The organism is Streptomyces sp. WAC 01529 (assembly GCF_003945545.1).
Taxonomy (GTDB): domain Bacteria; phylum Actinomycetota; class Actinomycetes; order Streptomycetales; family Streptomycetaceae; genus Streptomyces; species Streptomyces anatolicus.
The window spans coordinates 890,399-911,311 of record NZ_CP029617.1 but is presented as its reverse complement, the minus strand read 5'-3'; the positions used below and the strand labels follow the sequence as shown (position 1 = coordinate 911,311).

Here is a 20,913-nt window from a genome sequence, read left to right as displayed (position 1 = left end):
GCGGAACGCGCCTCCGGGGTGGGCGTCAGCCGGAGCCCCCCCAGGCGCACGCGTCAGCAGTGGAGCGTCGCCTCGCCCCAGTCGCCGTGATCGGCGAAGATCCCGTCGCCGCCGTCCGTGACGACCAGGCGGACGACCTGGGCACCGGTCACGTCCGCGGAGAGCGGCTGGGCCGGCATCGCGTTGGTCAGGGTGCCCGTCGACGCCACCTTCTTGCCGTCCGCCCAGATCTCGAAGGCGATCGTGCCGTCGGTGCGTGTCTCGTCGTCGACTCCGACCTCCGCGGTCACCTTCTCGCAGGCCTTTCCGGTGTAGAAGGCGACGTCGCTCGCGGCGTGCGCGCCGAGCCCCTTGGCGTACACCTTCCCGTTGATGGTGATCGGCCTGCCGTCACCGGCCGCGCCCTCGCCGTTGCTGGTGTTGCGTTCCACGGGCCCCCAGCCGTTGCTCATCGAGAGCCACGGCAGATCGCCGAGCGCCGAGGCGCCCGAGGGCGGCGCGAGGACCACCCGCGCGCTCAGGGGCAGGACGTTCTCGGCGCGCGTGCCCGTGGGGGAGCGGTAGGTCGCGGCGATCGTCACGTCGTACGCTCCCGGGGCGGTTCCCGGCGGTGCGGTGACCTGCCACGTCGTGCGCAAGGTCTTGCCGGGGGACAGCGACCGGGCGGTGGTGGGCGAGGTCGCCTCGACCTGCCAGCCGCCGGGCGCCTCGACCTTGGCGGTCACCTGGCGGGCCGGGACGCGGCCGAGGTTGGTGACCGACGTGGTGAGCGGCGTGCGCTTGCCGGGCTCGAAGAAGTCACCGCCGTCCACGCCGAGTTCCACGGCGGGCGGATGCGAGGCCCACTTGCCGTCGGCCGCCACGCGCAGCAGCACCGTACCGTGCGCGGGGACGGTCGCGGAGATCCTGCCCGCCGTGTGGTAGCTCTTGTGCCGCCACAGGTCGCGCAGCGTGTACGCGGGGGCGTCCGGCAGCCCGACCGCCTTCGCGGTCGTGGAGACGGTCTGCGCGGTGCCGCTCTCGTTGAAGAGGGCGACGGCCCGGCTGCCGTCCTTCATCTCCTTGGCGACGACCCACCGGCCGTCCTGCGAGGAGACGACCTTGCCCTGCTTGCCGAGCGGGTCCTGGTCGACGGCGATGACTTCCTTGTTGCCGAGGATCTCAAAGGTCTCGGGGGTGGCCTTGCGCAGGTCGGACCCGATGAGCAGCGGCGCGGCCATGATCGACCACATCGAGAAGTGCGTGCGGTACTCGGTGTCCGTCATGCCGCCGTTGCCGACCTCCAGCATGTCGGGGTCGTTCCAGTGCCCCGGACCGGCGTACTCGTCGAGCGGCAGATTCTTCTTCATGATCGACAACATCGAGTTCCAGTTGTCGCTGATGTCGCCGGTGGTGCGCCACAGGTGGCCGACGTCCGCGGCCCACTCCCATGGCTTGTTCTCGCCCCATTCGCAGATGCTGTAGACGATGGGCCTGCCGGTGGTCTCGGAGGCCGCCTTGAGCGCGTCACGCATCGCGATGTACCGCTTCTTGGCGTCCACGCCTTGGTTGTTGCAGTTGTCGTATTTGAGGTAGTCGACGCCCCACTCCGCGAACTGCTGGGCGTCGCTGCGCTCATGACCGAGCGCGCCCGGGAACCCGGCCTCGTTGCAGGTCTTCGTGCCCGCGCTGGTGTAGATGCCGAACTTCAGACCCTTGGAGTGGACATAGTCGGCAACCGCCTTGATTCCGTTGGGGAAACGCTGGGGATCGGGGACCAGCTTTCCGTTGGCATCGCGCTGCGGAAGCGCCCAGCAGTCGTCGAGATTGACGTACTGATAACCGGCCTCCTTCAGGCCCTTCTCGACGAAGATGTCCGCGATTCCTTTGATCATCGCTTCGTTGAACTCGGCCCTGCAGTGCGTGGAGTTCCAGTTGTTGAAGCCCATGGGCGGAGTGGTCGCAAGGCCGTCGGGGAGCTTCAGGTCCGGTTCGACGGCGGCCTGCCGCGCGGCGGTCCCGTCGGTGGCGGGCCGCTCGGCCGTGTCGCGCGCGGCGGCGGGAGCGGCGAGGCCACCGGCGCACAACACTGCGGCGGCGAGCGATCCGACCGCTCTTCGGGAGATGGTGCGGGAGAGGAGATGACGCATCGTTACGTTCCTCCGTACTCGCGGAAGATGGCGTGCTGCGGGTGCGCGGCCGCCGGAGCCGCACTCCTACTATCCGTGGGCCGTCTCCCACCGCAAGAGTCGCTTCGAGAAACAGGGGGTACGAACAGGCCAAGTCACCCCGCGCCGAGCCAGGCCGCGCCACCCCGAGCAGCACGGCGCCCCCGCCCGATGTCGGGCGGGGGCGGTGAGGCACAGGGGGAACAGGCGAGCGCCCCCCACGAAAAGCGGGGGGCGCGGCAGGCCAGAAGGCCGGAAAGTCCTTAGGAATCGTTCCGCTTCAGCGAGTCCTTCATGCCCTTGGCCTTGTCACGGGCGGACTCCATGGCGTCCTTGGCCTCGCCCTTGGTCCGGTCCGTCCTGCCCTCGGCCTCGCGGCGCTTGTCGCCGGTGGCCTTGCCGGTCATCTCCTTGGCCTTGCCCTTCAGCTTGTCCATGCCGCCCTTGTCACCCATGGTCACTCCTCTGTCGTGCACTGTCCTCCGCCGTTCGCGGCGGTGGACCTACCCGGCCAACGTAAGACGAGGAGGCTCGGCGCGCTCGCTCAAGCGTCGCGCTGCGTGACATCGTCGAGGGCGGCCAGCGCCGCTCCCACGGTCGGCGCGGGGGAGAGGGTGTCGGTGAGGTCCGTGAGGCGCAGCAAGCGGAGGGTCAGCGGGTGGGTGCAGACGACGCGCAGCACGCCGCCTCTGTCGCTCACCCGTCGGTGGGCCCGCATCAGCAACGAGATCCCGGAACAGTCGAAGAAGCCGACCTCGCTCAGATCGACGATCACGACCGGCTCCGGGCCCGCGGCCACGGCGTCGAACAGCGGGACCATCCGCTGGTAGGCCACGAGGTCGATCTCACCGCGCAGCTCGACCACGATCTTCTGGTCGAGCCCGTATACCCGCGGTTGAGCGAGGCCCTCGCACGTGTACTCGCTCAGTTCGTCCTGCCGCATCAATCCCCCCAGCGCCGGCGCCGATCTCCCCCGAGGGGGGGCGGCGCATCGGGAATGCCATTTCTTTCGGGGCGCCGGGGACCGGGGCGCCTGGGAAGTCACGCTAGCCGGGCCCGGCGCACTGCGGAGTGCGGGAACGATTCTCGAAAAGCCAGCATCATGCGATCGGGTGAAAATTAAACAAGCCGCTTGACATCGCGTCCGGTGGCGCCAGACTTCCTCACCCATCAGCGCCTGGTTTCCATGACAGGGTGTTGCGGGCAAGCCACAGGGGGCCGACGGATGAGGGGGAACCGTGATCGTCTGGATCAACGGCGCGTTCGGTGCGGGCAAGACCAGTGCCGCACGGGAACTGATCGAGCTGATCCCGAACAGCACGCTCTTCGACCCGGAAGTCATCGGCGGCGCCCTGCCCCATCTGCTGCCGCCCAAGCGCCTCGCCGAGGTGAGTGACTACCAGGACCTGCCGATCTGGCGCCGCCTCGTCGTCGACACGGCGGCCGCGCTCCTCGCCGAAGTGGGCGGTGTCCTCGTGGTGCCGATGACACTGCTGCGCCAGGAGTACCGCGACGAGATCTTCGGCGGCCTCGCCTCGCGCAGGATTCCCGTACGCCACATCGTGCTCGCCCCGGACGAAACGATCCTGCGCGAGCGGATATCCGGCCGCGAGGTGCCGCCGGACCTGCCCGACGGCGACCTGCGCGTACGGCAGTGGTCGTTCGAACACATCGAGCCGTACCGCACGGCCCTCGCCGGCTGGCTCGGCGCGGACGCCCACCGCGTCGACACCAGCGCCCTCACCCCCCACGAGACCGCCGCACACCTCGCCGACGCCGTGCGCACCGGCGCCGCGTCCGCCTGCGACATCGTGCAGACCCCCGAGCCCACCGCGGAGACCCTCGCCGCCGGTGTGCTGCTCTTCGACGAACAGGACCGGGTGCTGCTCGTCGACCCCACGTACAAGGCGGGCTGGGAGTTCCCCGGCGGCGTCGTAGAACCCGGCGAGGCACCGGCGCGCGCGGGCGTACGCGAGGTCGCCGAGGAGACCGGCATCCAACTCCCCGACGACCTCCGCCTGTTGGTCGCCGACTGGGAACCGCCGAAACCGCCCGGCTACGGAGGGATGCGGTTCCTCTTCGACGGCGGCCGGCTCGACAGCACCGAGGTCCACCGCATGCTGCTGCCCGGCCCCGAACTGCGCGACTGGCGCTTCGTCACCGAACAGGAAGCCGCCGACCTGCTGCCCTCGGTGCGCTACGAACGGCTGCGGTGGGCGCTGCGCGCACGCGAACGGGGCGCCGCGCTCTACCTGGAGGCGGGCGCCCCGATCGACGGCTAGCCGTCCCCGCCGGCGAAGGCCGGACCTCGGGCGGTCAGCTCGCCGCGTACTTCCGGAGGAACAGCGCCTCGGCGACCGAGAGGCGCTCCAGCTCCTGCGGCGACACGCTCTCGTTGACCGCGTGGATCTGCGCCTCGGGCTCGCTCAGACCGATCAGCAGGATCTCCGCGTCCGGGTAGAGCGAGGCGAGGGTGTTGCAGAGCGGGATCGAGCCCCCGTGGCCCGCGAACTGCATCTCCTGGCCCGGATAGGCCTCGCCCATCGCCTCGGCCATCGCCGTGTACGCCGGGCTCGTGGTGTCCGCGCGGAACGCCTGCCCCTGCCCGATCTGCTCGCTGTGCACCCGAGCGCCCCACGGAGTGTGCGCCTCCAGATGGGCCTGGAGCAGCTTCGTCGCCTCGGCGGCGTCCACGCCCGGCGGCACCCGCAGGCTGATCAGCGCCCGCGCGCTCGCCTGCACCGACGGCGTCGCGCCGACCACCGGCGGGCAGTCGATGCCGATGACGGTGACGGCGGGCCGCGCCCAGATCCGGTCGGCGACCGTGCCCTCACCGATCAGCCGCACGCCGTCGAGGACCTTGGCGTCCTTGCGGAAGCTGTCCTCTTCGTACTGAAGCCCGTCCCAGACGGCCTCGCCCGTCAGACCGTCGACGGTCGTCGAGCCGTCCTCGGCGCGCAGCGAGTCGAGCACGCGCACCAGCGCGGCGAGCGCGTCCGGGGCGGCGCCGCCGAACTGCCCCGAGTGCAGATTCCCCTCAAGGGTGTCCACGCTGACGCGTACGAGGGTCATGCCGCGGAGCGTCGCCGTCACCGTCGGCAGACCGACCTGGAAGTTGCCCGCGTCGCCGATGACGACCGTGTCGGCCGCGAGCAGCTCGGGGTGCGCCTCCGCGTACCGCTCGAGGCCGCCCGTGCCCTGCTCCTCCGAGCCCTCCACGATCACCTTGACGCTCACCGGGACGCCGCCGTTCGCCTTCAGGGCGCGCAGCGCGAGCAGGTGCATGATGAGGCCGCCCTTGCAGTCGGCGCTGCCCCGGCCGTACCAGCGTCCCTCGCGCTCGGTCAGCTCGAACGGCGGAGTGATCCAGCCGGCCTCGTCGAGCGGCGGCTGCACGTCGTAGTGCGCGTACAGCAGGACGGTCGGCGCGCCCGCGGGGCCCGGCAGGAAGCCGTACACCGACTGCGTGCCGTCCGGGGTGTCGAGCAGCGCGACGTCCTGGAAGCCCTCGGCGCGCAGCGCGTCAGCCACCCAGTTCGCGGCGGCCTCGCTCTCGCTCCTCGGGAACTGCGCGAAGTCCGCCACCGACTTGAAGGCCACCAGTTCGGTCAGCTCGGCCTTCGCCCTCGGCATGAGTGAGGCGACGGTCTCGGCGATCGGATCCGGCGACATGGGCACGCTCCTCGTAGGTGCGACGTTGTATCTGTGGATGCCTGCGATCCTCCCACAGGAGAGACCCGCAGGGGTCCGCCGTAGGATGCCAGGGGAAAGCGCGGCCAACAGCGGGATCAGGAGCGGTAGACCAACGTGAGCAGCGAGAACTCAGCGGACGACGCCCGGTACGTGTGGGACGTCGTCGTGGTCGGAGCCGGCCCCGCGGGGGCATCGGCGGCCTATGCGGCGGCCGTCGCGGGACGCAGCGTGCTGCTCCTGGAGAAGGCCGAACTGCCGCGCTACAAGACGTGTGGCGGCGGCATCATCGGCCCCTCGCGCGATGCCCTGCCGCCCGGCTTCGAGCTGCCGCTGCGCGACCGGGTGCACGCGGTGACGTTCTCCCTCGACGGCAAGTTCACGCGCACGCGCCGCTCCCGGCAGACGCTCTTCGGGCTCATCAACCGCCCCGAGTTCGACCAGCAGCTCGTCGAGCACGCCCAGAAGGCGGGCGCCGAGCTGCGCACGGGCGTCACCGTCGCGCGCGTGGAGCAGCACGGCCCCGAGGTGCCCGACCGGCGGACCGTCGCCGTGATGCTGCAGGGCGGCGAGACCGTCCTGGCCCGCGCCGTGGTCGGCGCCGACGGCAGCGCCAGCCGCATAGGAGCCCATGTCGGGGTCAAGCTCGACCAGGTCGACCTCGGTCTGGAGGCGGAGATCCCGGTGCCCGAGACCGTCGCCGAGGACTGGGCGGGGCGCGTCCTCCTCGACTGGGGCCCGATGCCCGGCAGTTACGGCTGGGTCTTCCCCAAGGGCGACACCCTGACCGTCGGCGTGATCTCCGCGCGCGGCGAAGGCGCCGCCACCAAGCGGTACTTGGAGGACTTCATCGCCCGGCTCGGCCTCGCCGGCTTCGAGCCCAGCATCTCCTCCGGGCACCTCACCCGCTGCCGCAGCGACGACTCCCCGCTCTCCCGCGGCCGGGTCCTGGTCTGCGGCGACGCGGCGGGTCTCCTGGAGCCGTGGACCCGCGAGGGCATCTCCTTCGCGCTGCGCTCCGGGCGTCTCGCGGGAGAGTGGGCGGTCCGGATCGCGGAGGCGCACGACGCGGTGGACGCCCGCCGCCAGGCGCTGAACTACGCGTTCGCCATCAAGGCGGGCCTCGGCGTCGAGATGAGCGTGGGACGCCGCCTGCTCCAGATCTTCGAGCGCCGTCCCGGTGTGTTCCACGCGGCGGTCACGGGCTTCCGCCCCGCGTGGAACGCCTTCGCGAAGATCACCCGCGGCACGACGACACTGGGCGAACTGGTACGGACGCATCCGCTGGCGGGGCGAGCGCTGAGCAAGATAGAGCGCTGAGGTCGGGGCGGCGGTGCGGTTATCCGCGCCCACCGCGAGGGGCGGCGGTGCCGTTACCCGCGCCCGCCGCGTGCGGCGATGATGACCGCGTCGCACACCATGGCCACCGCCGCGATCACGGCGAGGGGCCAGGTGCCGGGCTGGGGGACGTACTCCCAGGTGATGCCCGCGGCGACGGCGCCCGCCAGAGCGAAGCCGGTGCCGGGCAGATAGCGCAGGCGGATGACGGCCCCGCCGTCCTGGAGTGACATCAGGTGATCTCCTGTCGGGTGGTTCCTGACGGGTCCGAAGGGAGGGTCCGGCCGGTTCACGCCGTCCCCCGGCGTGCGGCGCGGCGGGCGCTCCAGGCGAGCCTGGGCGCGCCGTGGAGGACCAGCCGGGCGAGGTACGACCAGCGTGTGCGCAGGGGGCGTTCGGAGAGATCGGCCCATTCGGCGGCCCACTCCTCCGCCCAACGGCCGCGCTCCGCTCCGGGCAGCAGCGTGACCGCCAGCGAGATCAGCCGGGGCCCGGGCGGGCCGGGTCGGGACGGAGCCACCGCGTGCCGCGCGGCCGGGCGGTCCAGGCCGTCCTCCCTCAGCCGCTGTGCCCGGACGAAGTGCAGCACCCCGCGGAGTTCGTCGTCGTCGAGCGTCAGCAGGGGGCGGCTCCGGTTGACGGTCGTGGGTCTGCCCGTGAGCGCGGTGAGGTTCTCCTTCACCCACTTCTCCATCGCCGGGGAGGCGAAGAGGCGCTGCATCGCGGCGAGCGCCGCGTTGTACGCCGCCAGGCTCTCGGCCCGCTCCCTCGTGAAGTGCGGCTTCTCCCTTACGGGTAACCGGCCGGTCATGCCGTCTCCTTGGGGCGTCCGACGCGCAGCAGCCAGGCGAGCCGGGGCCCGCTGTGCAGGACGAGGCGCGCCACGAACGCGACGCGTACGCGCGCGGGGCGAGCGCCGAGATCGAACCACTCGGCCTGCCACTCCTCCAGCCACCGTTCCCGGTCCTGGCAGGGCAGGAGGCGGGCCGCGAGGTTGACGCACCTGCTGCGCCTGGAGCGGCTTTCGGGCGGGGGCGCCAGGACTTCGGCGCCCCCGGGCCCGGTGGTCTCCGTCGCGGTCGCGTCGGGCGTGGCTGTCGCCTCGTACTCGGCGGCGCGGGCCATCGCCGCCGCACCGCTGGAGTAGGGCGGGTTGCCGGGCATCCGGTGACCGCAGATGTCGCACCAGTCGTGCATCGTCGAAGCGTGTCCGTTGGGGCAGGTCAGGGAGGTGCGCCGCGTCGGCGGTTCCATGTCCACGCTGCCGAGAAAGCGCAGGGTGCCTACCGAGGGGCCGTCCTCCGTGCCGTCGCCGGGGCTGAGGTTCACGAAGCTCTGATGGGGGTCCATGAGGTAGTCGTCTTCGCTGAAGCCTGCCATCCCGCTACACCCCTCCCGGGCCCTCGGCGACCGGACGCAACCGGGCCGAGGTCGCCCCGCCGTTGTAGGCCTGCGCGAGGGCGAGGCGGGCGGATTCGGCACCGCTCTGCGTGAAGCGGTAGTAGCGGCGGCGCGGGCGCGGCGGATCGGTCTTCTCGATCTCGCCGGTGTCCTCCCAGAACGACTCCAGCCAGCCCGCGTTCTCCAGGCGGGCGAGTATCGGATGGATCGTGCCGGTCGGCAGGCCCGCGGCCTCGGAGAGTTCGAGGCCGTAGCGGGCCCGGGCGGGGGTCTCAAGGAGTGTCCGCAGCACCAGCTGGGTCTGCAGTGTCATGCGCGGCGTCTTGGCCATACCTAAACTCTAGTATGGGGCTGACCTGCATAACAAGCGCCCAGGTGAGAGGCTGTGCGGCGCGGGGGACGGTTATGGGCGAGGGCGGATACTCCCGCGGGAGTACGCGTGATCACCTCGCCCGGCGGACGCCCGCAGGCCCGCGTGCGGCATAGCGTGACCGGCATGGACGAGCAGCGCGAACGCGGGCCGGGCGGTCCGCCCCCGGCGCGGGGCGGACCGCCGGTGTGGCGGCACGGACCGGTGTGGTGGAACTCCCGGACGCCGGAAGGGACGGGTCCCCGCCTGCCCTGGCCCACGACGCTCGCGCTCCTCGCCTTCGTACAGATCGGCTCCGGCTTCGCCGGAGACGGCCAGCCCGACCGCGTGGCGCTCGACCCCTTCGCCCGGGTGCTGCTCCTCCTGGCCACGGCCGTGCTCCTGCTGCGCCACCGCTCCCCGGCCACCGTCGCGTACGCCACCACTGCCGTGACGCTGGTCTACCTCGGTGCCGGATACCCCTACGGCCCGGTGCTGCTCACCGTCGCCGTGGCCTGCTTCGCCGCGGTCGTGGCGGGGCACCGGCGGGCCGCGTGGGGCGCGGTCGGCGTGCTCTGGGCCGGGCATCTGCTCCTCGCGCACTGGCTCTACCAGTGGCTGCCGCCCGGCGGCGACGGGGCGAGCCCCTGGAGCGGGCAGCTGGTGGTCGCCGCCTGGGTCGTCGCGATCGTCGCCGTCTCCGAGCTGGGCCGCGTACGCCGTGAACAGGGGGACAAGGAGCGGGCCGAGCGCGCGCGGGCCGCAGAGCGGCGTGCCGACGAGGAGCGGCTGCGCATGGCCCGCGAGCTGCACGACGTCCTCGCCCACAGCATCTCCGTCATCAACGTCCAGGCGGGCATGGGCCTCGCCCTGCTCGACTCCGACCCGGAACAGGCCCGCACCGCCCTCACCACCATCAAGGCCGCAAGCAAGGAGGCGCTGGGAGAGGTCCGCCAGGTCCTGGACACCCTGCGCGCCCCCGGCGAGGCGCCCCGCGCTCCCGCACCCGGGCTCGACCGCCTCCCCGAACTCGTCGAGCAGGCCGGGAGTGCGGGGCTCACCGTCGACGTCATCACGCAGGGCGCCCCCGCGAAGGTGCCGCCGGGCGCGGACCTCGCCGCGTTCCGCATCCTCCAGGAGGCGCTGACCAACGTCGTACGCCACTCGGGCTCACGCCACGCGCGCGTGCTGGTGCGCCACGAGAAGGCGGCGCTGACTCTGCGCGTCGACGACGACGGACCCGCTACCGGCGCCGACGCGGGCGGCAGCGGCAACGGACTTGCCGGGATGCGGGAGCGCGCCGCGGCCCTGGGTGGCACGATCGAGGCGGGCCCGCGCCCGGACGGCGGCTTCCGCGTGACCGCCGTACTGCCTCTGACGGCACCCCGGGACGGCGAGGCCCGCACGGCACCCCGGGAGGGCCAGTGATCCGCGTACTGCTCGCTGACGACCAGTTGCTGGTCAGGGCGGGCTTCAAGGCGCTCCTGGACGCACAGCCCGACATCGGGGTCGTCGGCGAGGCCGCGGACGGTGAGCAAGCGGTGCGCAGGGTGCGCGAAGTGCGCCCCGACGTCGTGCTGATGGACATCCGCATGCCGCTGCTCGACGGCCTCGCCGCGACCCGCCGGATCACCGGCGAGCCCGGTCTGGACGGCGTGAGGGTGGTCATGCTCACCACCTTCGAACTCGACGAGTACGTCTTCGAGGCGATCCGCTCCGGAGCCTCCGGTTTTCTCGTCAAGGACACCGAGCCCGAGGAACTGCTGCGCGCGGTGCGGGCGGTGGTCGAGGGCGACGCGCTGCTCTCACCCGGCGTGACCCGGCGGCTCATCGCCGAGTTCGCGGCCCGCTCCAAGGAGCCCGCCGCGGCCGACGCCCTCGCCGGGCTGACCGAGCGGGAGCGGGAGGTCATGGCGCTGGTCGGCATCGGCCTCTCGAACGAGGAGATCGCCCGCCGCCTGGTCGTCAGCCCGCTCACCGCCAAGACGCACGTGAGCCGCACGATGGTGAAGCTGGGCGCCCGCGACCGCGCCCAACTGGTCGTCCTTGCCTACGAGTCGGGGCTGGTCCGCCCAGGCTGGCTGGGCTGAGCGGTCCGCGCGCCCCGGCTGTGGAACTTCCACAGCACGGTGGCCACGCGTGCGATGAACGCCACCGAGGCCAGCGAGACCCCCGCCACCTTGAGCACGCCCACGACGGCGGGCGGCGGGTCGAACGCCAGGAGCGGACCGGCGATCACCACACCGATGAAGGCGAGGGCGACGACCGCCCCGCTGACGAGCGCGTACCCGATCTCGATGGTGATCGCGTCCCGCTCGGCGGCCGAACGCCGCCCCGAAGACCCCGTTGCTGCCATGTCGGGAAGTGTCACAGCCGGGTGCCCGGCGGGCAAGTGCCGCCGCCGGGCACCCGGCTCACCTCCGTGGGAGGCTCAGTCGCGGACGGCCACGGGGTCCCGGTCGGCCTCCTCTGCCGACACCGACACAGGCACCGGCACCGACTTGGTGACGACGACCGACTCCGGCGTACGCCGTGTCCGCAGCCCGGTGAGGGTGATGAGGAGCCCGGCGACCGCGATGACGGTCACCACGATCAGGCCCGGCCGGAAGCTGTCGAGGACGGCCTGCGGCGAGGAGTCGTCCGCGTGGGAGGACGCGGTGACGACGGCCGTGACGATCGCGAGGAAGATCGCGCCGCCCACCTGGATCGAGGTGTTGAGCAGCCCGGAGACCATGCCCTGCTCGTCGTCGTCCACGCCGTTGGTGGCCTGGATGTTGAGCGAGGGGAAGACCAGGGCGCACGCGAGGCCGAGCAGGATCATCGACGGCAGCACCACGGCCGCGTACGCGGGAGTGAGGCTGATCCGCAGGAACAGCACATATGAGGCGACCAGCAGCACGAACCCGGCGACGATCACGCGGGGCGTGCCGAACCGGTCGATCACCGAGCCGACCTTCGTGGACGACAGGGCGACCAGCGCGCCCGCGGGCAGGAAGGCGAGCGCGGTCTCCAGCGCGGACCAGCCGAGCAGCGACTGGAAGTACTGCGTGGCGAGGAACTGGAAGGACACATAGCCGCCGAAGAACGTCATCGCGCCCAGCTGCGCCCGCAGTTGGGGCCCCGAGCGCAGCACGCCGAGCCGGACGAGCGGGCTCGCGGTGCGCAGTTCGATGCGTACGAAGACGGCGAGCAGGACGGCCGCGGCGAGGAACGACAGGAGCGTGCGGGCCGATGCCCAGCCGGCCTCGGGGGCCTCCACGACGGTGAAGACGAGCAGCAGCATGGCGGCCGTGCCGGTGACGGCGCCGGGCACGTCGTAGCCGCCCTTGTTCTTCTCGCGGGCGCTGCGCGGGATCAGCTTGACGCCGGCGATCAGCGCGAGGAGCGCGATGGGTGCGGGCAGCAGCATCGTCAGGCGCCAGCTGGCCTCGGTGAGCAGTCCGGAGAGGACCAGGCCCATGGAGAAGCCGGTGGCGGCGCAGGTGGTGTAGATGGTGAGGGCGCGGTTGCGGACCGGGCCCTCGGCGAACGTGGTGGTGATGATGGACAGGCCGGCGGGTGCGGTGAACGCGGCGCTCAGGCCCTTGATGAAGCGGCTGGCGATCAGCAGCGGGCCCGAGTCGACGAAGCCGCCGAGCAGGGAGGCGAGCGCGAAGACGCCGAGCGCGATGAGGAAGACCCGGCGGCGGCCGAGCAGGTCGGCGGCGCGTCCGCCGAGGAGCAGCAGTCCTCCGTAGCCGAGGATGTAGCCGCTGACGACCCACTGGAGGGTCGAGGTGGAGAGGTTCAGTTCGGAGCCGATGGAGGGCAGGGCGACGCCCACCATCGATACGTCGAGGGCGTCCAGGAACATCGCGGCGCAGAGCACCAGCAGCGTGCCCCACAGACGCGGGGTCCAGCGCTCCGGGGACGCGGAGACAGCCGTGAGCGGAGAAGTCATGCGCAGTAAGGTACATGCATATGCATTGAGTGCAAGCGCATTTAATGCCGATGCAACAATGAGGGTGTTCTCTGCTACCGTGCGATGTCATGGCGGCGAAAACGGCCGAGCAAGGGCTCGTGGACCAATGGCGTGGCATTCTCGCGGTGCACGCGCGCACACTGTGCGAACTCGACCGTGAGCTGCATCCGTACGGCCTCGGGGCGAGCGACTTCGAGGTCCTCGACGTACTGGCCGAGGGATCGTCGGACGACGGCGGCTGCACCTTCCGCGTGCAGGAGATCTCGGCGCAGGTCCATCTGAGCCAGAGCGCGCTCTCCCGCCTCATCGGCCGCCTGGACAAGGACGGACTCGTGGAGCGCGGCATGTGCAGCGAGGACCGGCGAGGCGTACGGGTCTCCCTGACCGACAAGGGGCGCGAACTCCACCGCGAGGTGCGGCCCCTGCAGCGGGCCGTCCTCAAGCGGATGCTCGCCGACGGCGCGGAGGGCGCCGAGTGCGGCGGCTGAGCGGGGGGCTCGCGGCCTCCGCCCCCTTGAGCGCGGCGCCCACCGGGGCGCCCGTCGGGTCGGCCTCGCCGCCGCCTCTTACCGCATGACGATGGCGGACTTCTGCCGCCACAGCGCCGCGAGCGAACGGTCCCCGCTCACCTCGGGGAACGGTAGCCGGTTCCACAGCGCCAGATAGAGCCGCGCCGCCTGCCCGGACACCTCGCAGTCGGCGGGAGCCGTCACGCCGCGCTCCGCGACCGGCGGACCGTCCGAGAGGCGTACGGTCCAACTCCACTCGGCGCCCGCGTCCGTGGCCCGCACCCGCAGCACCCGGGGCACCTCGCTGCGCACCTGGCTCTTCTCGCGGGCGTGGAAGCCGAGCAGCAGCTCCTCGATCCCGTCCACGGCGAACTCGACGCCCACCGGCGACGGGGTGCCGCCGCGCGCCGCCTCGGCGTCGACCCGGTGGACGGTCGTCTCGTTCGCCTGCCGCCGTGCCCAGAAGGCCAGCGGCGAGGGGGCGGGCAGGAACGCCCAGCACTCGACGTCGGGCGGTGCGGAGGTGAGCGTGTCGACCAGCGCGGCGTGCCCCTCGCGAAACCAGTCGAGGAGCGCCGCGCCGTCCAGATCCGGCAGCTGCCCGCCGAGCCGGAACTCGGTGCGCCGCTCCGTGATGAACGCAGCGGCCCAGCGGTGCACCATCCCCGTGTGCCGCAGCAGGTCACGCACCTCCCAGTCCGGACAGGTGGGCACCTTGGCGTCGGGCCCGGCCTCCCCGGCGGCCCGGGCCAGCAACTGCCCTTCTTCGCTGACTACTTGAATGTGTCGGGAAATGTCCATGCGGGGATTGTGTCGGACGGAGCGCACTCGAACGGAAGCCTCCGGAATATGTCAGACCGTTTCCGTGGATTCCTTGCGCTCCACGTGCGCTGTGTGCTCCGCACGGTCCCTGGTCTCCATACGGTCCTTGGACTCCGCGCGCTCCGTACGCCGGGTCGCGAAGCCGATGCACGCGGCGGCCCCGGCCAGCACGGCCACGCTCGTCTGGGCGGTGGGCAGCGAGTACCAGTCCGCCATGAACCCGATGAGGGGCGGCCCGAGGAGCATCCCGCCGTAGCCGAGCGTCGACGCGGCGGCGACACCGCTCGGACCGGCGAGCGCGCCCGCGCGTTCGACCGCCACGGGGAAGATGTTGGCGAGGCCGAGCCCGGTGACGGCGAAGCCCGCGAGGGCGAGGCCCGTGGAAGGGGCGAGCGCCCCGAGCAGCATTCCGGCGCACGCCGTCGCGCCACCGCCGACCACGGTACGGGTCCGGCCGAGCCGTTCCAGGAGCGTGGTGCCCGAGAGGCGGCCGATGGTCATAGCGAAGGCGAAGCACGAGTAGGCCGCGGCGGCGACGCCCGGGTGCGCGTGCAGGTCCTGCTCCAGGTGGAGCGGGCCCCAGTCCGCGATGGCGCCCTCGCCGTACGCCGTGCACAGCGCGATGAGCCCGAAGACCAGGACGAGGCCGCGCGTGCGGCGGTCCATGCGGCGGCCCGCCGGGTGGGAGGGGCTCTGGGGCCGGGCCGGGGCGTGTGCCCGCAGGAGGTCCGCCGCGCCGCGCCGCAGCAGCGCGGGCGCCGTCACCGCGGTGACCGTGAGGCCGAGGACGGTGATGCCGAGCAGATGCGGAGTGGGGGAGAGGTGCCCCGCGACCAGGCCGCCGAGGCCCGCGCCGAGCATGCCGCCCAGGCTGAAGGCCGCGTGGAAGCTGGGCATCACGGGCCGCCGCAGCGCGCTCACCAGGTCGACGGCGGCACTGTTCATCGCGACGCTGATACCGCCGTACGCGGCTCCGAAGACCAGCAGGACGAGCGAGAGCACCAGGACCGAATCCGCGAGCGACGGCAGCGCCACGCTCAGCGGCAGCAGCACCCCGCAGGCGACCGTCACGGGCAGGCTGCCGTAGCGCCTGCAGAGCTGTCCGGTCAGGGTCATCGTGATGACCGCGCCGGCGGAGACGGCGAGCAGGGCGAGCCCGAGCTGGCTCGCCGAGGCTCCGGTGCGCTCCTTGATGGCGGGTATGCGGACGACCCATCCGGCGAAGACGAAGCCGTCGAGGGCGAAGAAGACGGTGAGCGCCACCCGCAGGCGGCGGAGGTCGGGGGCGGTGGGCCGCGGCGCTGCGGTCCCGAGTTTGTTTAGTAGCGGCACAAAGTCAGAGTAGGGGTGCGCACCGGCCGTGTACAAGACGGTTTCGGCGAGCGGTGAGGCGTACGGGACGGTTACCGGGAGGAACGAACCGATGGCGTGCGAACGGCGAGGCCGTGTACGGATCATGGGAGACTCGCCCTCATGAACGGCAAGGCTGACCCCCGTGCCGAGGGGGAAGTGACCACGCGTACCCGCCTGGAGCGAGGGCGCGGCGCGCTGGGTCCCGCGCTCGAACTGGTGCACACCGGGCGCGCTCCCACCCGTGCCGTGCTCACGTCCGAGCTGGGCGTCACGCGCGCCACGGCGGGTGCCGTCGCCGCCGAGCTGGAAGCGCTCGGCCTGATCCGGATCGACGCGAAGCCGAGCGCGGCCGCGGGCTCGCAGGGCAGGCCCTCGCACCGCCTCTCCGTCGCGGACGAGGGGCCCGTCGTGCTGGCGGCGCAGGTGCACGCCGACGGCTTCCGGGCCGCGCTCGTGGGGCTCGGGGGGCGCACGGTCGCGACCGCGCCCGGCTGCGAGACCATCGACGCCGATCCCGCGCAGGTACTCGGTTCCGTGGTCGACGCGGGCGCGCGGCTGCTGCGGGAGACCGGCAGGCGCTGTGTGGGGGCGGGGCTCGCGGTGCCGTCCGCGGTGGCCGAGCCGGAGGGCACGGCCCTCAACCCGCTGCACCTGGCGTGGCCCGCGGGCGCGCAGGTCCGCGAGATCTTCACCGAGTGCGTGCGCGCGGCGGGCATCGAGGGACCGGCCTTCGCCGGCAACGACGTGAACCTCGCCGCCCTCGCCGAGCACCGCCACGGCGCGGGCCGGGGCGCCCGGGACCTGCTGTGCGTGGCGACCGGACACCGGGGCGTCGGCGGCGCGCTCGTCCTCGATGGCCGCCTGCACACCGGGAGTTCAGGCCTCGCCCTGGAGGTCGGCCACCTCACCGTGAACCCGGAGGGTCGGCCGTGCCACTGCGGCAGCCGGGGCTGCCTGGACGTCGAGACGGACCCCCTCGCCTTCCTTACGGAGTCGGGCCGCGAGCCCGGCCCCGAGGGGCTGCTCCTGCAGGCCCGCAACCTGCTCCGCGACGCGTACGGCGATCCGTCCGTGCGCGCGGCCGCCGAGGCGCTGATCGACCGGCTCGGTCTGGGCCTCGCGGGCCTCGTCAACATCCTCAACCCGGACCGGATCATCCTCGGCGGCCTGCACCGCGCCCTCCTGGAGGCGGACCCCGAGCGGCTGCGGGCCGTCGTCGCGGACCGGAGCCTGTGGGGGCGCAGCGGCAGCGTGCCGATCCTCGCCTGCACGCTGGACCACAACAGCCTGGTGGGGGCCGCCGAGCTGGCCTGGCAGCCGGTGCTCGACGACCCCCTGCGCGCGCTGGGCTGACCCCTACCTGGCGGCGGTGGCCGCCTCCGCCGCCGGAGCAGCGACCACGGCTGCGGCTGTGGCTGTAGCTGTGGCAGTACGCGCTTCGGTGCGGCGGCGCAGTACGTCCGGCAGGAGCGTGCCGAGCCCGAGCAGTGCGAGCCCCGCGCCGATCCACAGCGGCGCCCGCAGGCCGAAGACGTCGATGGCGGGGCCGCCGACGGACGTGGCGATGATGATGCCGAGCGTGATGAACGAGGAGTGGACGGTGTTCACCAGTGGCCGTGCGTTGCCGGTGCGCTGGACGCGGGTCACCAGGGCCGGGTTCATGGTGACGCCGACCAGGCCGATGCCCATCATCAACACGACGGCGGGGGCGGCCAGTTGGGCGAGGAGCGCGAACCCGGTGAGGAAGGCCAGGTTCAGCGCGAGGCCAACGACGAGCACGGGGACTGCCCGGCGGTCGGCGAGCCGTCCGACGACCGTGTTGCCGACGACGGTCGCCGCGCCGTACGCGATGAGCAGCAGCGGAACCGTTCCGGTGGAGAAGCCGGTGATCTCGGTGAGGATCGGGTTGAGGTAGCTGAAGGCGGAGAAGGTGGCGCCGATGACGAAGGTGCTCGTGGTGAGGGTGAGCCACAGCCGTGGATTGCGGAAGGCGCCCAGTTCCGCGCGCAGGCCGCCGCTCTCCTCGGACTCGCCGTCGGCACCCGGTACCCCGGCGAGCGTGGCCAGGGCGGCGAGCACGGTCAGGGCGGTGATGGCCCAGAACGCGGCGCGCCAGCCCAGGTGTTCACCGATGACGGTGGAGAGCGGCAGGCCGAGCAGTGTGCCCAGCATCAGCCCGTTGAGCGCCACGGCGACGGCGCGGCCGCGCACTTCGGGCCGGGTGATGCGGGAGGCCAGGGAGATGGAGACGCCGAAGAACGCCTGTGACGCGATACCGGTGAGCACGCGGGCCACGAGCATGGTGCGGTAGTCGGGCGCGAGAGCGGCGAGCACATTGCCGACGAGGAAGATGCCGAAGAGCAGTATCAGTGCGGACTTCTGACGCATCTTCAGCAGGGCGACCGTCAGGAAGGGTCCGCCGAGGGCCATCGCGGCGGCGAAGGCGGTGATGAGATAACCGATCTCGGGGATCGTGGCGTCCAGTCCCTCGGCCATCTGCGGCATCAGACCTGCGACCACGAATTCGCTGGTCACCATGGCGAAGATGCCAAGGGCCAGTACGTATACGGCGCGGGGCATGGCGGTGTGCTCCTGTCATCATTTTAGATAGGTCAGTACAAAACAAGGGCATGGCGAGACACGGCAAGGGCTTGCGGGCATGACCGGTCGCAGAGGCGTGGCGCCCGCGCATGTCGCGCGCGGCGGCTAGCGGGCCGCCAGAGCGTCGAGTGCGGTGTCGGCGATGGCCTCCAGGGTGGCCCGGTCGGCGCCGCCCTGCGCGGAGATCCGCATGCCGCCGATGACGGCGTTGACGTACCGGGCGAGGGTCTGTGCGTCCCGTTCGGCCGTGATGTCGCCGTCCCGCTGCCCGGAGCGGATCGCGGTGCGCAGCATGGTGAGCCGCGTCGCGAGGTCCCGCTCCAGCATCGCGGCCGCCTCGGGGTCGCGCGCGGCGAGTTCGACGGTGGTGTTGACGGTGAGGCAGCCGATGCTGTGACCGTCTTCTCTGTGCTCGAACTCGCCCTCGATGATGCGGGCGAGCAGCGCCCGGACACGCTCGATGCCCGTGCGCTCCACGTCCTCCAGGATCTCGATCTGCGCCGCGTTCATGGTCTCCATGTAGCGGGCCAGCGCGCGCCGGAACAGGTCGTGCTTGCTGCTGAAGGTGTTGTAGATGCTGCTGCGGCCCAGGCCGGTGGCTTCGCACAGGTCCTGGGTCGAGGTGGCCTCGTAGCCGTTCACCCAGAAGGCGTGCATCGCCGCGTCCAGGGCCCGCTCCTCGTCGAACGTCCTCGGTCGGGCCATGGGGAAGACGGTACAGGTTTTGGAACGCGCAGTGCAATACGTACGCGGGTGCCCTCACCCGGAGCCGGCTCCATCCACCCGGGCCTGTCCGCTATCCCTAGGCCACCCCTATCCCCAGGCCACCCCGAACGCCCGCCCCGCGTTGACCGTGAGGATCAGCTCGGTCAGTTCCGCGCCCACCGCGCGTTCGAGGCGGGGCCGCACTCCGCGCAGCAGATGCGGCATGCCGGGTCCGCCGCGCACCGACCGGGCCCCGGCCGTGGTCGTGTCGCCGCCCAGGAGCATGCGGTCCCCGAACCCCGCGTCGGCCAGGGAGCGCACCGCGTCCGGCATGCGCCAGTCCGTGGCGTGGTGGGCGCGGGACGGCCCGTCGAAGGCCAGGAGGGCGCCCGCCTCGGCGGCCTGGTGGTGGAGGGCCGGGTCGGGGAAGCGGTTGAGATGGCCGAGGATCACCCGGTGCGGGGCCACCGCCAACTCCCCGCAGAGCAGGTCGAGTACGTACAGCGCGGCGGTGCCGAGCTCCAGATGGACGGCGATCGGCGCGCCCGTCGCGTGGTGCGCCTCGGCCGCGGCGGTCATCGTCCAGCGGGCGTGGTCGTCGAGCCCGTGAAAGCCTCCCGCCACCTTGATCAGACCGGCCCGCACACCGGAGTGCCCGATGCCTTCGGTGAGTTCGCGGACGAACAGCTCCGCCAGGTCCTGCGCGCGCAGCCGCGCCAGCGACTCCGGTGCGTAATGGGCGGCTTGGTGCAGCCCCGTCGCGGCGACGATCCGTACGCCCGTCGCCCCGGACAGCTCCGGAAGCCGCTCCGCGTGCCGCCCCATCCCGTGCGGTGTCCACTGCACCACGCCCGCCCCGCCCGCCGCGCGGAACGCCGCCAGCTCCTCGGCCGCCGCCTCGACCGAGTCCAGCTCCTGGCCGGGAAGTTGAGGGCTGCGCAGGAAGAGATGGTCATGGGCGTCGCAGACCCCGAGCTCCGCCGGGTCGATGTCACCGAGAACCGTACGGACCTTCTCGGGAGCGGAGGTCACCACTGCCGCCCCCGCGCCAACCGGTCGCGCTCGGGCGTCGACAGATGCAGCACCTGGAAGACATCCCCCGGCCGCCCCTCGGGCACCTCGTGCTCCCAGAGCGAGAAGTGCACCACTTCCCAGGTCCGGGGATCGACGGCGGCGACCGCGCTCAACGCGTCGCTCTCCTTCACCAACTCCTTTGTTGCGCACGCCAGTTCCTCGGCGAGCCCAGGCAGTGGCGTCCCCTCGGGGATGCTCCGGCGGTGGCGCAGCGCCACCCTCGGCGTGACCGTGGGCGTGGCCGACTCCTCGTAGGCGAGGGCCGACCAGTGCTGGACCACCGGCCGCCCGAAGTCGTCCACGAGCCCCTGGAAGCCGGGCCCCCAGAGGAAGGAGTGCATGCCCGCCGGGGTGTTCCAGAGGTAGAACGGCGCGTACTGGTTGACGGGCGAGCCGTCCCTGCCGCGTTCGCGCATCAGATAGGCCTTGAAGCCGAGTCCGGGGAACGCGTCCAGAAGGTGCCCCTTCGACTCGACGCGGTGGCGGATGACCCCCATGTCGTAGTCGGCGGGAAGGGTGATCTCGTACTGCATCGCGTGCATCGCGTACTCCGGTGGTATCAGGGGCAGTTGGGGTAGATTCCGTCGTCGACCAGCGGGCCCCAGTCGGCGGCCGTCCCGTCCTCGGCCGCCTCGACCACGGCGAGGTGCGTCATGAACGTGCGCGGCCCCGCCCCGTGCCAGTGCGTCTCTCCGGGCTCGATCCAGACCGTGTCGCCCGCCCGGATCGGCTCGACGGCACCTCCCTCGCGCTGCACGAGACCCTCACCCTCGGTGACATGCAGCACCTGGCCGTGCGGATGGCGGTGCCAGGCGGTGCGGGCGCCCGGCGCGAAGTGGACGCTGAACATCCGTAGCCGGGAAGGGGGTTCGGGCGCGGCTATCTCGTCGAGCCATACCGTGCCGGTGAAGTGCTCGGCGGGACCTCGCCGGGTGTCCGGCCGACTGCGGGTGATGTGCAACG

Annotated in this window: 23 protein-coding genes; 6 read left to right on the top strand and 17 right to left on the bottom strand. The window is 72.1% G+C overall.

Annotated elements, in window-relative coordinates; genetic code table 11:
* Positions 1-53 precede the first annotated feature (53 nt).
* The 3 genes from DMA15_RS04045 to DMA15_RS04035 all read right to left on the bottom strand — a co-directional run bounded on the left by DMA15_RS04045 (position 54) and on the right by DMA15_RS04035 (position 3,090).
* Positions 54-2,129 carry an NPCBM/NEW2 domain-containing protein gene (locus DMA15_RS04045; protein WP_125511287.1) on the bottom strand — a complete coding sequence of 692 codons (2,076 nt, stop codon included), beginning with the start codon at positions 2,127-2,129 and terminating at the stop codon, positions 54-56.
* Positions 2,130-2,410: 281 nt separating this feature from the next.
* A complete protein-coding gene (locus tag DMA15_RS04040; RefSeq protein WP_125511286.1) occupies positions 2,411-2,602 on the bottom strand; it encodes a CsbD family protein in 192 nt (63 codons plus the stop codon).
* An 89-nt stretch (positions 2,603-2,691) separates the two neighbouring features.
* Positions 2,692-3,090 carry an STAS domain-containing protein gene (locus DMA15_RS04035; RefSeq protein ID WP_125511285.1) on the bottom strand — a complete coding sequence of 133 codons (399 nt, stop codon included), beginning with the start codon at positions 3,088-3,090 and terminating at the stop codon, positions 2,692-2,694.
* A 295-nt stretch (positions 3,091-3,385) separates the two neighbouring features.
* Between DMA15_RS04035 and DMA15_RS04030 the strand changes: the two genes are divergently transcribed.
* Positions 3,386-4,429, top strand: a complete 1,044-nt coding sequence (locus tag DMA15_RS04030) for an NUDIX hydrolase (protein WP_125511284.1) — start codon at positions 3,386-3,388, stop codon at positions 4,427-4,429.
* Between the two features lie 34 nt (positions 4,430-4,463).
* Here the strand turns inward: DMA15_RS04030 and DMA15_RS04025 are convergent, their stop codons facing one another.
* Positions 4,464-5,819: a dipeptidase gene (locus DMA15_RS04025; RefSeq protein WP_125511283.1), complete on the bottom strand. Its 1,356-nt coding sequence runs from the start codon at positions 5,817-5,819 to the stop codon at positions 4,464-4,466.
* Positions 5,820-5,954: 135 nt separating this feature from the next.
* Here DMA15_RS04025 and DMA15_RS04020 point away from each other — a divergent pair, with 135 nt between their 5' ends.
* The gene (locus DMA15_RS04020) at positions 5,955-7,157 is read left to right on the top strand and encodes a geranylgeranyl reductase family protein (RefSeq protein ID WP_125511282.1); all 1,203 of its coding nucleotides are present in this window, start codon (positions 5,955-5,957) and stop codon (positions 7,155-7,157) included.
* Positions 7,158-7,210: 53 nt separating this feature from the next.
* Here DMA15_RS04020 and DMA15_RS04015 read toward each other — a convergent pair whose 3' ends face one another.
* From DMA15_RS04015 to DMA15_RS04000, 4 genes are read right to left on the bottom strand one after another with little or no spacing between them, the layout of a single operon-like run.
* A complete protein-coding gene (locus DMA15_RS04015; protein WP_125511281.1) occupies positions 7,211-7,408 on the bottom strand; it encodes a hypothetical protein in 198 nt (65 codons plus the stop codon).
* A gap of 56 nt (positions 7,409-7,464) precedes the next feature.
* Complete coding sequence (locus tag DMA15_RS04010; RefSeq protein ID WP_125511280.1) at positions 7,465-7,986, bottom strand: hypothetical protein; 522 nt, start codon at positions 7,984-7,986, stop codon at positions 7,465-7,467.
* Positions 7,983-8,555, bottom strand: a complete 573-nt coding sequence (locus DMA15_RS04005) for a hypothetical protein (protein ID WP_125511279.1) — start codon at positions 8,553-8,555, stop codon at positions 7,983-7,985. Before DMA15_RS04005 ends, DMA15_RS04010 begins: the two co-directional genes overlap by 4 nt.
* Positions 8,556-8,559: 4 nt before the next feature.
* A complete protein-coding gene (locus DMA15_RS04000; protein WP_240659670.1) occupies positions 8,560-8,907 on the bottom strand; it encodes a helix-turn-helix transcriptional regulator in 348 nt (115 codons plus the stop codon).
* A gap of 165 nt (positions 8,908-9,072) precedes the next feature.
* On the opposite strand from DMA15_RS04000, the gene DMA15_RS03995 reads away from it, so the two are divergent.
* Both DMA15_RS03995 and DMA15_RS03990 read left to right on the top strand, forming a co-directional pair.
* Positions 9,073-10,353 (top strand): sensor histidine kinase, encoded by a 1,281-nt coding sequence (locus DMA15_RS03995; protein ID WP_125511278.1) that lies wholly within the window; start codon positions 9,073-9,075, stop codon positions 10,351-10,353.
* Positions 10,350-11,015, top strand: a complete 666-nt coding sequence (locus tag DMA15_RS03990; RefSeq protein ID WP_125511277.1) for a response regulator transcription factor — start codon at positions 10,350-10,352, stop codon at positions 11,013-11,015. The genes DMA15_RS03995 and DMA15_RS03990 overlap by 4 nt, the downstream gene beginning before the upstream one ends.
* Here the strand turns inward: DMA15_RS03990 and DMA15_RS03985 are convergent.
* Positions 10,976-11,281: a DUF6332 family protein gene (locus tag DMA15_RS03985; RefSeq protein ID WP_125511276.1), complete on the bottom strand. Its 306-nt coding sequence runs from the start codon at positions 11,279-11,281 to the stop codon at positions 10,976-10,978. The genes DMA15_RS03990 and DMA15_RS03985 overlap by 40 nt on opposite strands.
* A 75-nt stretch (positions 11,282-11,356) precedes the next feature.
* Positions 11,357-12,865 (bottom strand): MFS transporter, encoded by a 1,509-nt coding sequence (locus DMA15_RS03980; protein WP_125511275.1) that lies wholly within the window; start codon positions 12,863-12,865, stop codon positions 11,357-11,359.
* Between the two features lie 89 nt (positions 12,866-12,954).
* On the opposite strand from DMA15_RS03980, the gene DMA15_RS03975 reads away from it, so the two are divergent.
* The gene (locus DMA15_RS03975) at positions 12,955-13,374 is read left to right on the top strand and encodes a MarR family transcriptional regulator (RefSeq protein WP_125511274.1); all 420 of its coding nucleotides are present in this window, start codon (positions 12,955-12,957) and stop codon (positions 13,372-13,374) included.
* Between the two features lie 78 nt (positions 13,375-13,452).
* On the opposite strand, the gene DMA15_RS03970 is transcribed toward DMA15_RS03975, so the two are convergent.
* A complete protein-coding gene (locus DMA15_RS03970) occupies positions 13,453-14,196 on the bottom strand; it encodes a maleylpyruvate isomerase family mycothiol-dependent enzyme (RefSeq protein WP_125511273.1) in 744 nt (247 codons plus the stop codon).
* 51 nt (positions 14,197-14,247) lie between these two features.
* Positions 14,248-15,549, bottom strand: coding sequence for an MFS transporter (locus tag DMA15_RS03965; RefSeq protein ID WP_206302656.1), 1,302 nt, complete (start codon positions 15,547-15,549; stop codon positions 14,248-14,250).
* 141 nt (positions 15,550-15,690) lie between these two features.
* Here DMA15_RS03965 and DMA15_RS03960 point away from each other — a divergent pair, with 141 nt between their 5' ends.
* Entirely contained in the window at positions 15,691-16,923 is a 1,233-nt protein-coding gene (locus tag DMA15_RS03960) for an ROK family protein (protein WP_125511271.1), read from the top strand.
* A 3-nt stretch (positions 16,924-16,926) separates the two neighbouring features.
* Here DMA15_RS03960 and DMA15_RS03955 read toward each other — a convergent pair whose 3' ends face one another.
* The 5 genes from DMA15_RS03955 to DMA15_RS03935 all read right to left on the bottom strand — a co-directional run bounded on the left by DMA15_RS03955 (position 16,927) and on the right by DMA15_RS03935 (position 20,911).
* On the bottom strand, positions 16,927-18,150 hold the full coding sequence (locus DMA15_RS03955) for an MFS transporter (protein WP_125511270.1): 1,224 nt from the start codon (positions 18,148-18,150) through the stop codon (positions 16,927-16,929).
* A 126-nt stretch (positions 18,151-18,276) separates the two neighbouring features.
* On the bottom strand, positions 18,277-18,876 hold the full coding sequence (locus DMA15_RS03950) for a TetR/AcrR family transcriptional regulator (RefSeq protein WP_125511269.1): 600 nt from the start codon (positions 18,874-18,876) through the stop codon (positions 18,277-18,279).
* 108 nt (positions 18,877-18,984) lie between these two features.
* Complete coding sequence (locus tag DMA15_RS03945; RefSeq protein ID WP_125511268.1) at positions 18,985-19,911, bottom strand: phosphotriesterase; 927 nt, start codon at positions 19,909-19,911, stop codon at positions 18,985-18,987.
* Positions 19,905-20,492, bottom strand: a complete 588-nt coding sequence (locus DMA15_RS03940) for a DUF4865 family protein (RefSeq protein WP_125511267.1) — start codon at positions 20,490-20,492, stop codon at positions 19,905-19,907. The genes DMA15_RS03945 and DMA15_RS03940 overlap by 7 nt, the downstream gene beginning before the upstream one ends.
* A gap of 17 nt (positions 20,493-20,509) precedes the next feature.
* Positions 20,510-20,911 carry a cupin domain-containing protein gene (locus DMA15_RS03935; RefSeq protein WP_125511266.1) on the bottom strand — a complete coding sequence of 134 codons (402 nt, stop codon included), beginning with the start codon at positions 20,909-20,911 and terminating at the stop codon, positions 20,510-20,512.
* Positions 20,912-20,913 lie beyond the last annotated feature (2 nt).

What these genes read in the sequence shown, in the direction of transcription:
- DMA15_RS04045 (WP_125511287.1), bottom strand. Translation starts at nt 2,129, where the DNA reads ATGCGTCATCTCCTCTCCCGCACCATCTCCCGAAGAGCGGTCGGATCG.
- DMA15_RS04040 (WP_125511286.1), bottom strand. Translation starts at nt 2,602, where the DNA reads ATGGGTGACAAGGGCGGCATGGACAAGCTGAAGGGCAAGGCCAAGGAG.
- DMA15_RS04035 (WP_125511285.1), bottom strand. Translation starts at nt 3,090, where the DNA reads ATGCGGCAGGACGAACTGAGCGAGTACACGTGCGAGGGCCTCGCTCAA.
- DMA15_RS04025 (WP_125511283.1), bottom strand. Translation starts at nt 5,819, where the DNA reads ATGTCGCCGGATCCGATCGCCGAGACCGTCGCCTCACTCATGCCGAGG.
- DMA15_RS04015 (WP_125511281.1), bottom strand. Translation starts at nt 7,408, where the DNA reads ATGTCACTCCAGGACGGCGGGGCCGTCATCCGCCTGCGCTATCTGCCC.
- DMA15_RS04010 (WP_125511280.1), bottom strand. Translation starts at nt 7,986, where the DNA reads ATGACCGGCCGGTTACCCGTAAGGGAGAAGCCGCACTTCACGAGGGAG.
- DMA15_RS04005 (WP_125511279.1), bottom strand. Translation starts at nt 8,555, where the DNA reads ATGGCAGGCTTCAGCGAAGACGACTACCTCATGGACCCCCATCAGAGC.
- DMA15_RS04000 (WP_240659670.1), bottom strand. Translation starts at nt 8,907, where the DNA reads ATGGCCAAGACGCCGCGCATGACACTGCAGACCCAGCTGGTGCTGCGG.
- DMA15_RS03995 (WP_125511278.1), top strand. Translation starts at nt 9,073, where the DNA reads ATGGACGAGCAGCGCGAACGCGGGCCGGGCGGTCCGCCCCCGGCGCGG.
- DMA15_RS03985 (WP_125511276.1), bottom strand. Translation starts at nt 11,281, where the DNA reads ATGGCAGCAACGGGGTCTTCGGGGCGGCGTTCGGCCGCCGAGCGGGAC.
- DMA15_RS03980 (WP_125511275.1), bottom strand. Translation starts at nt 12,865, where the DNA reads ATGACTTCTCCGCTCACGGCTGTCTCCGCGTCCCCGGAGCGCTGGACC.
- DMA15_RS03975 (WP_125511274.1), top strand. Translation starts at nt 12,955, where the DNA reads ATGGCGGCGAAAACGGCCGAGCAAGGGCTCGTGGACCAATGGCGTGGC.
- DMA15_RS03970 (WP_125511273.1), bottom strand. Translation starts at nt 14,196, where the DNA reads ATGGACATTTCCCGACACATTCAAGTAGTCAGCGAAGAAGGGCAGTTG.
- DMA15_RS03960 (WP_125511271.1), top strand. Translation starts at nt 15,691, where the DNA reads ATGAACGGCAAGGCTGACCCCCGTGCCGAGGGGGAAGTGACCACGCGT.
- DMA15_RS03955 (WP_125511270.1), bottom strand. Translation starts at nt 18,150, where the DNA reads ATGCCCCGCGCCGTATACGTACTGGCCCTTGGCATCTTCGCCATGGTG.
- DMA15_RS03950 (WP_125511269.1), bottom strand. Translation starts at nt 18,876, where the DNA reads ATGGCCCGACCGAGGACGTTCGACGAGGAGCGGGCCCTGGACGCGGCG.
- DMA15_RS03940 (WP_125511267.1), bottom strand. Translation starts at nt 20,492, where the DNA reads ATGCACGCGATGCAGTACGAGATCACCCTTCCCGCCGACTACGACATG.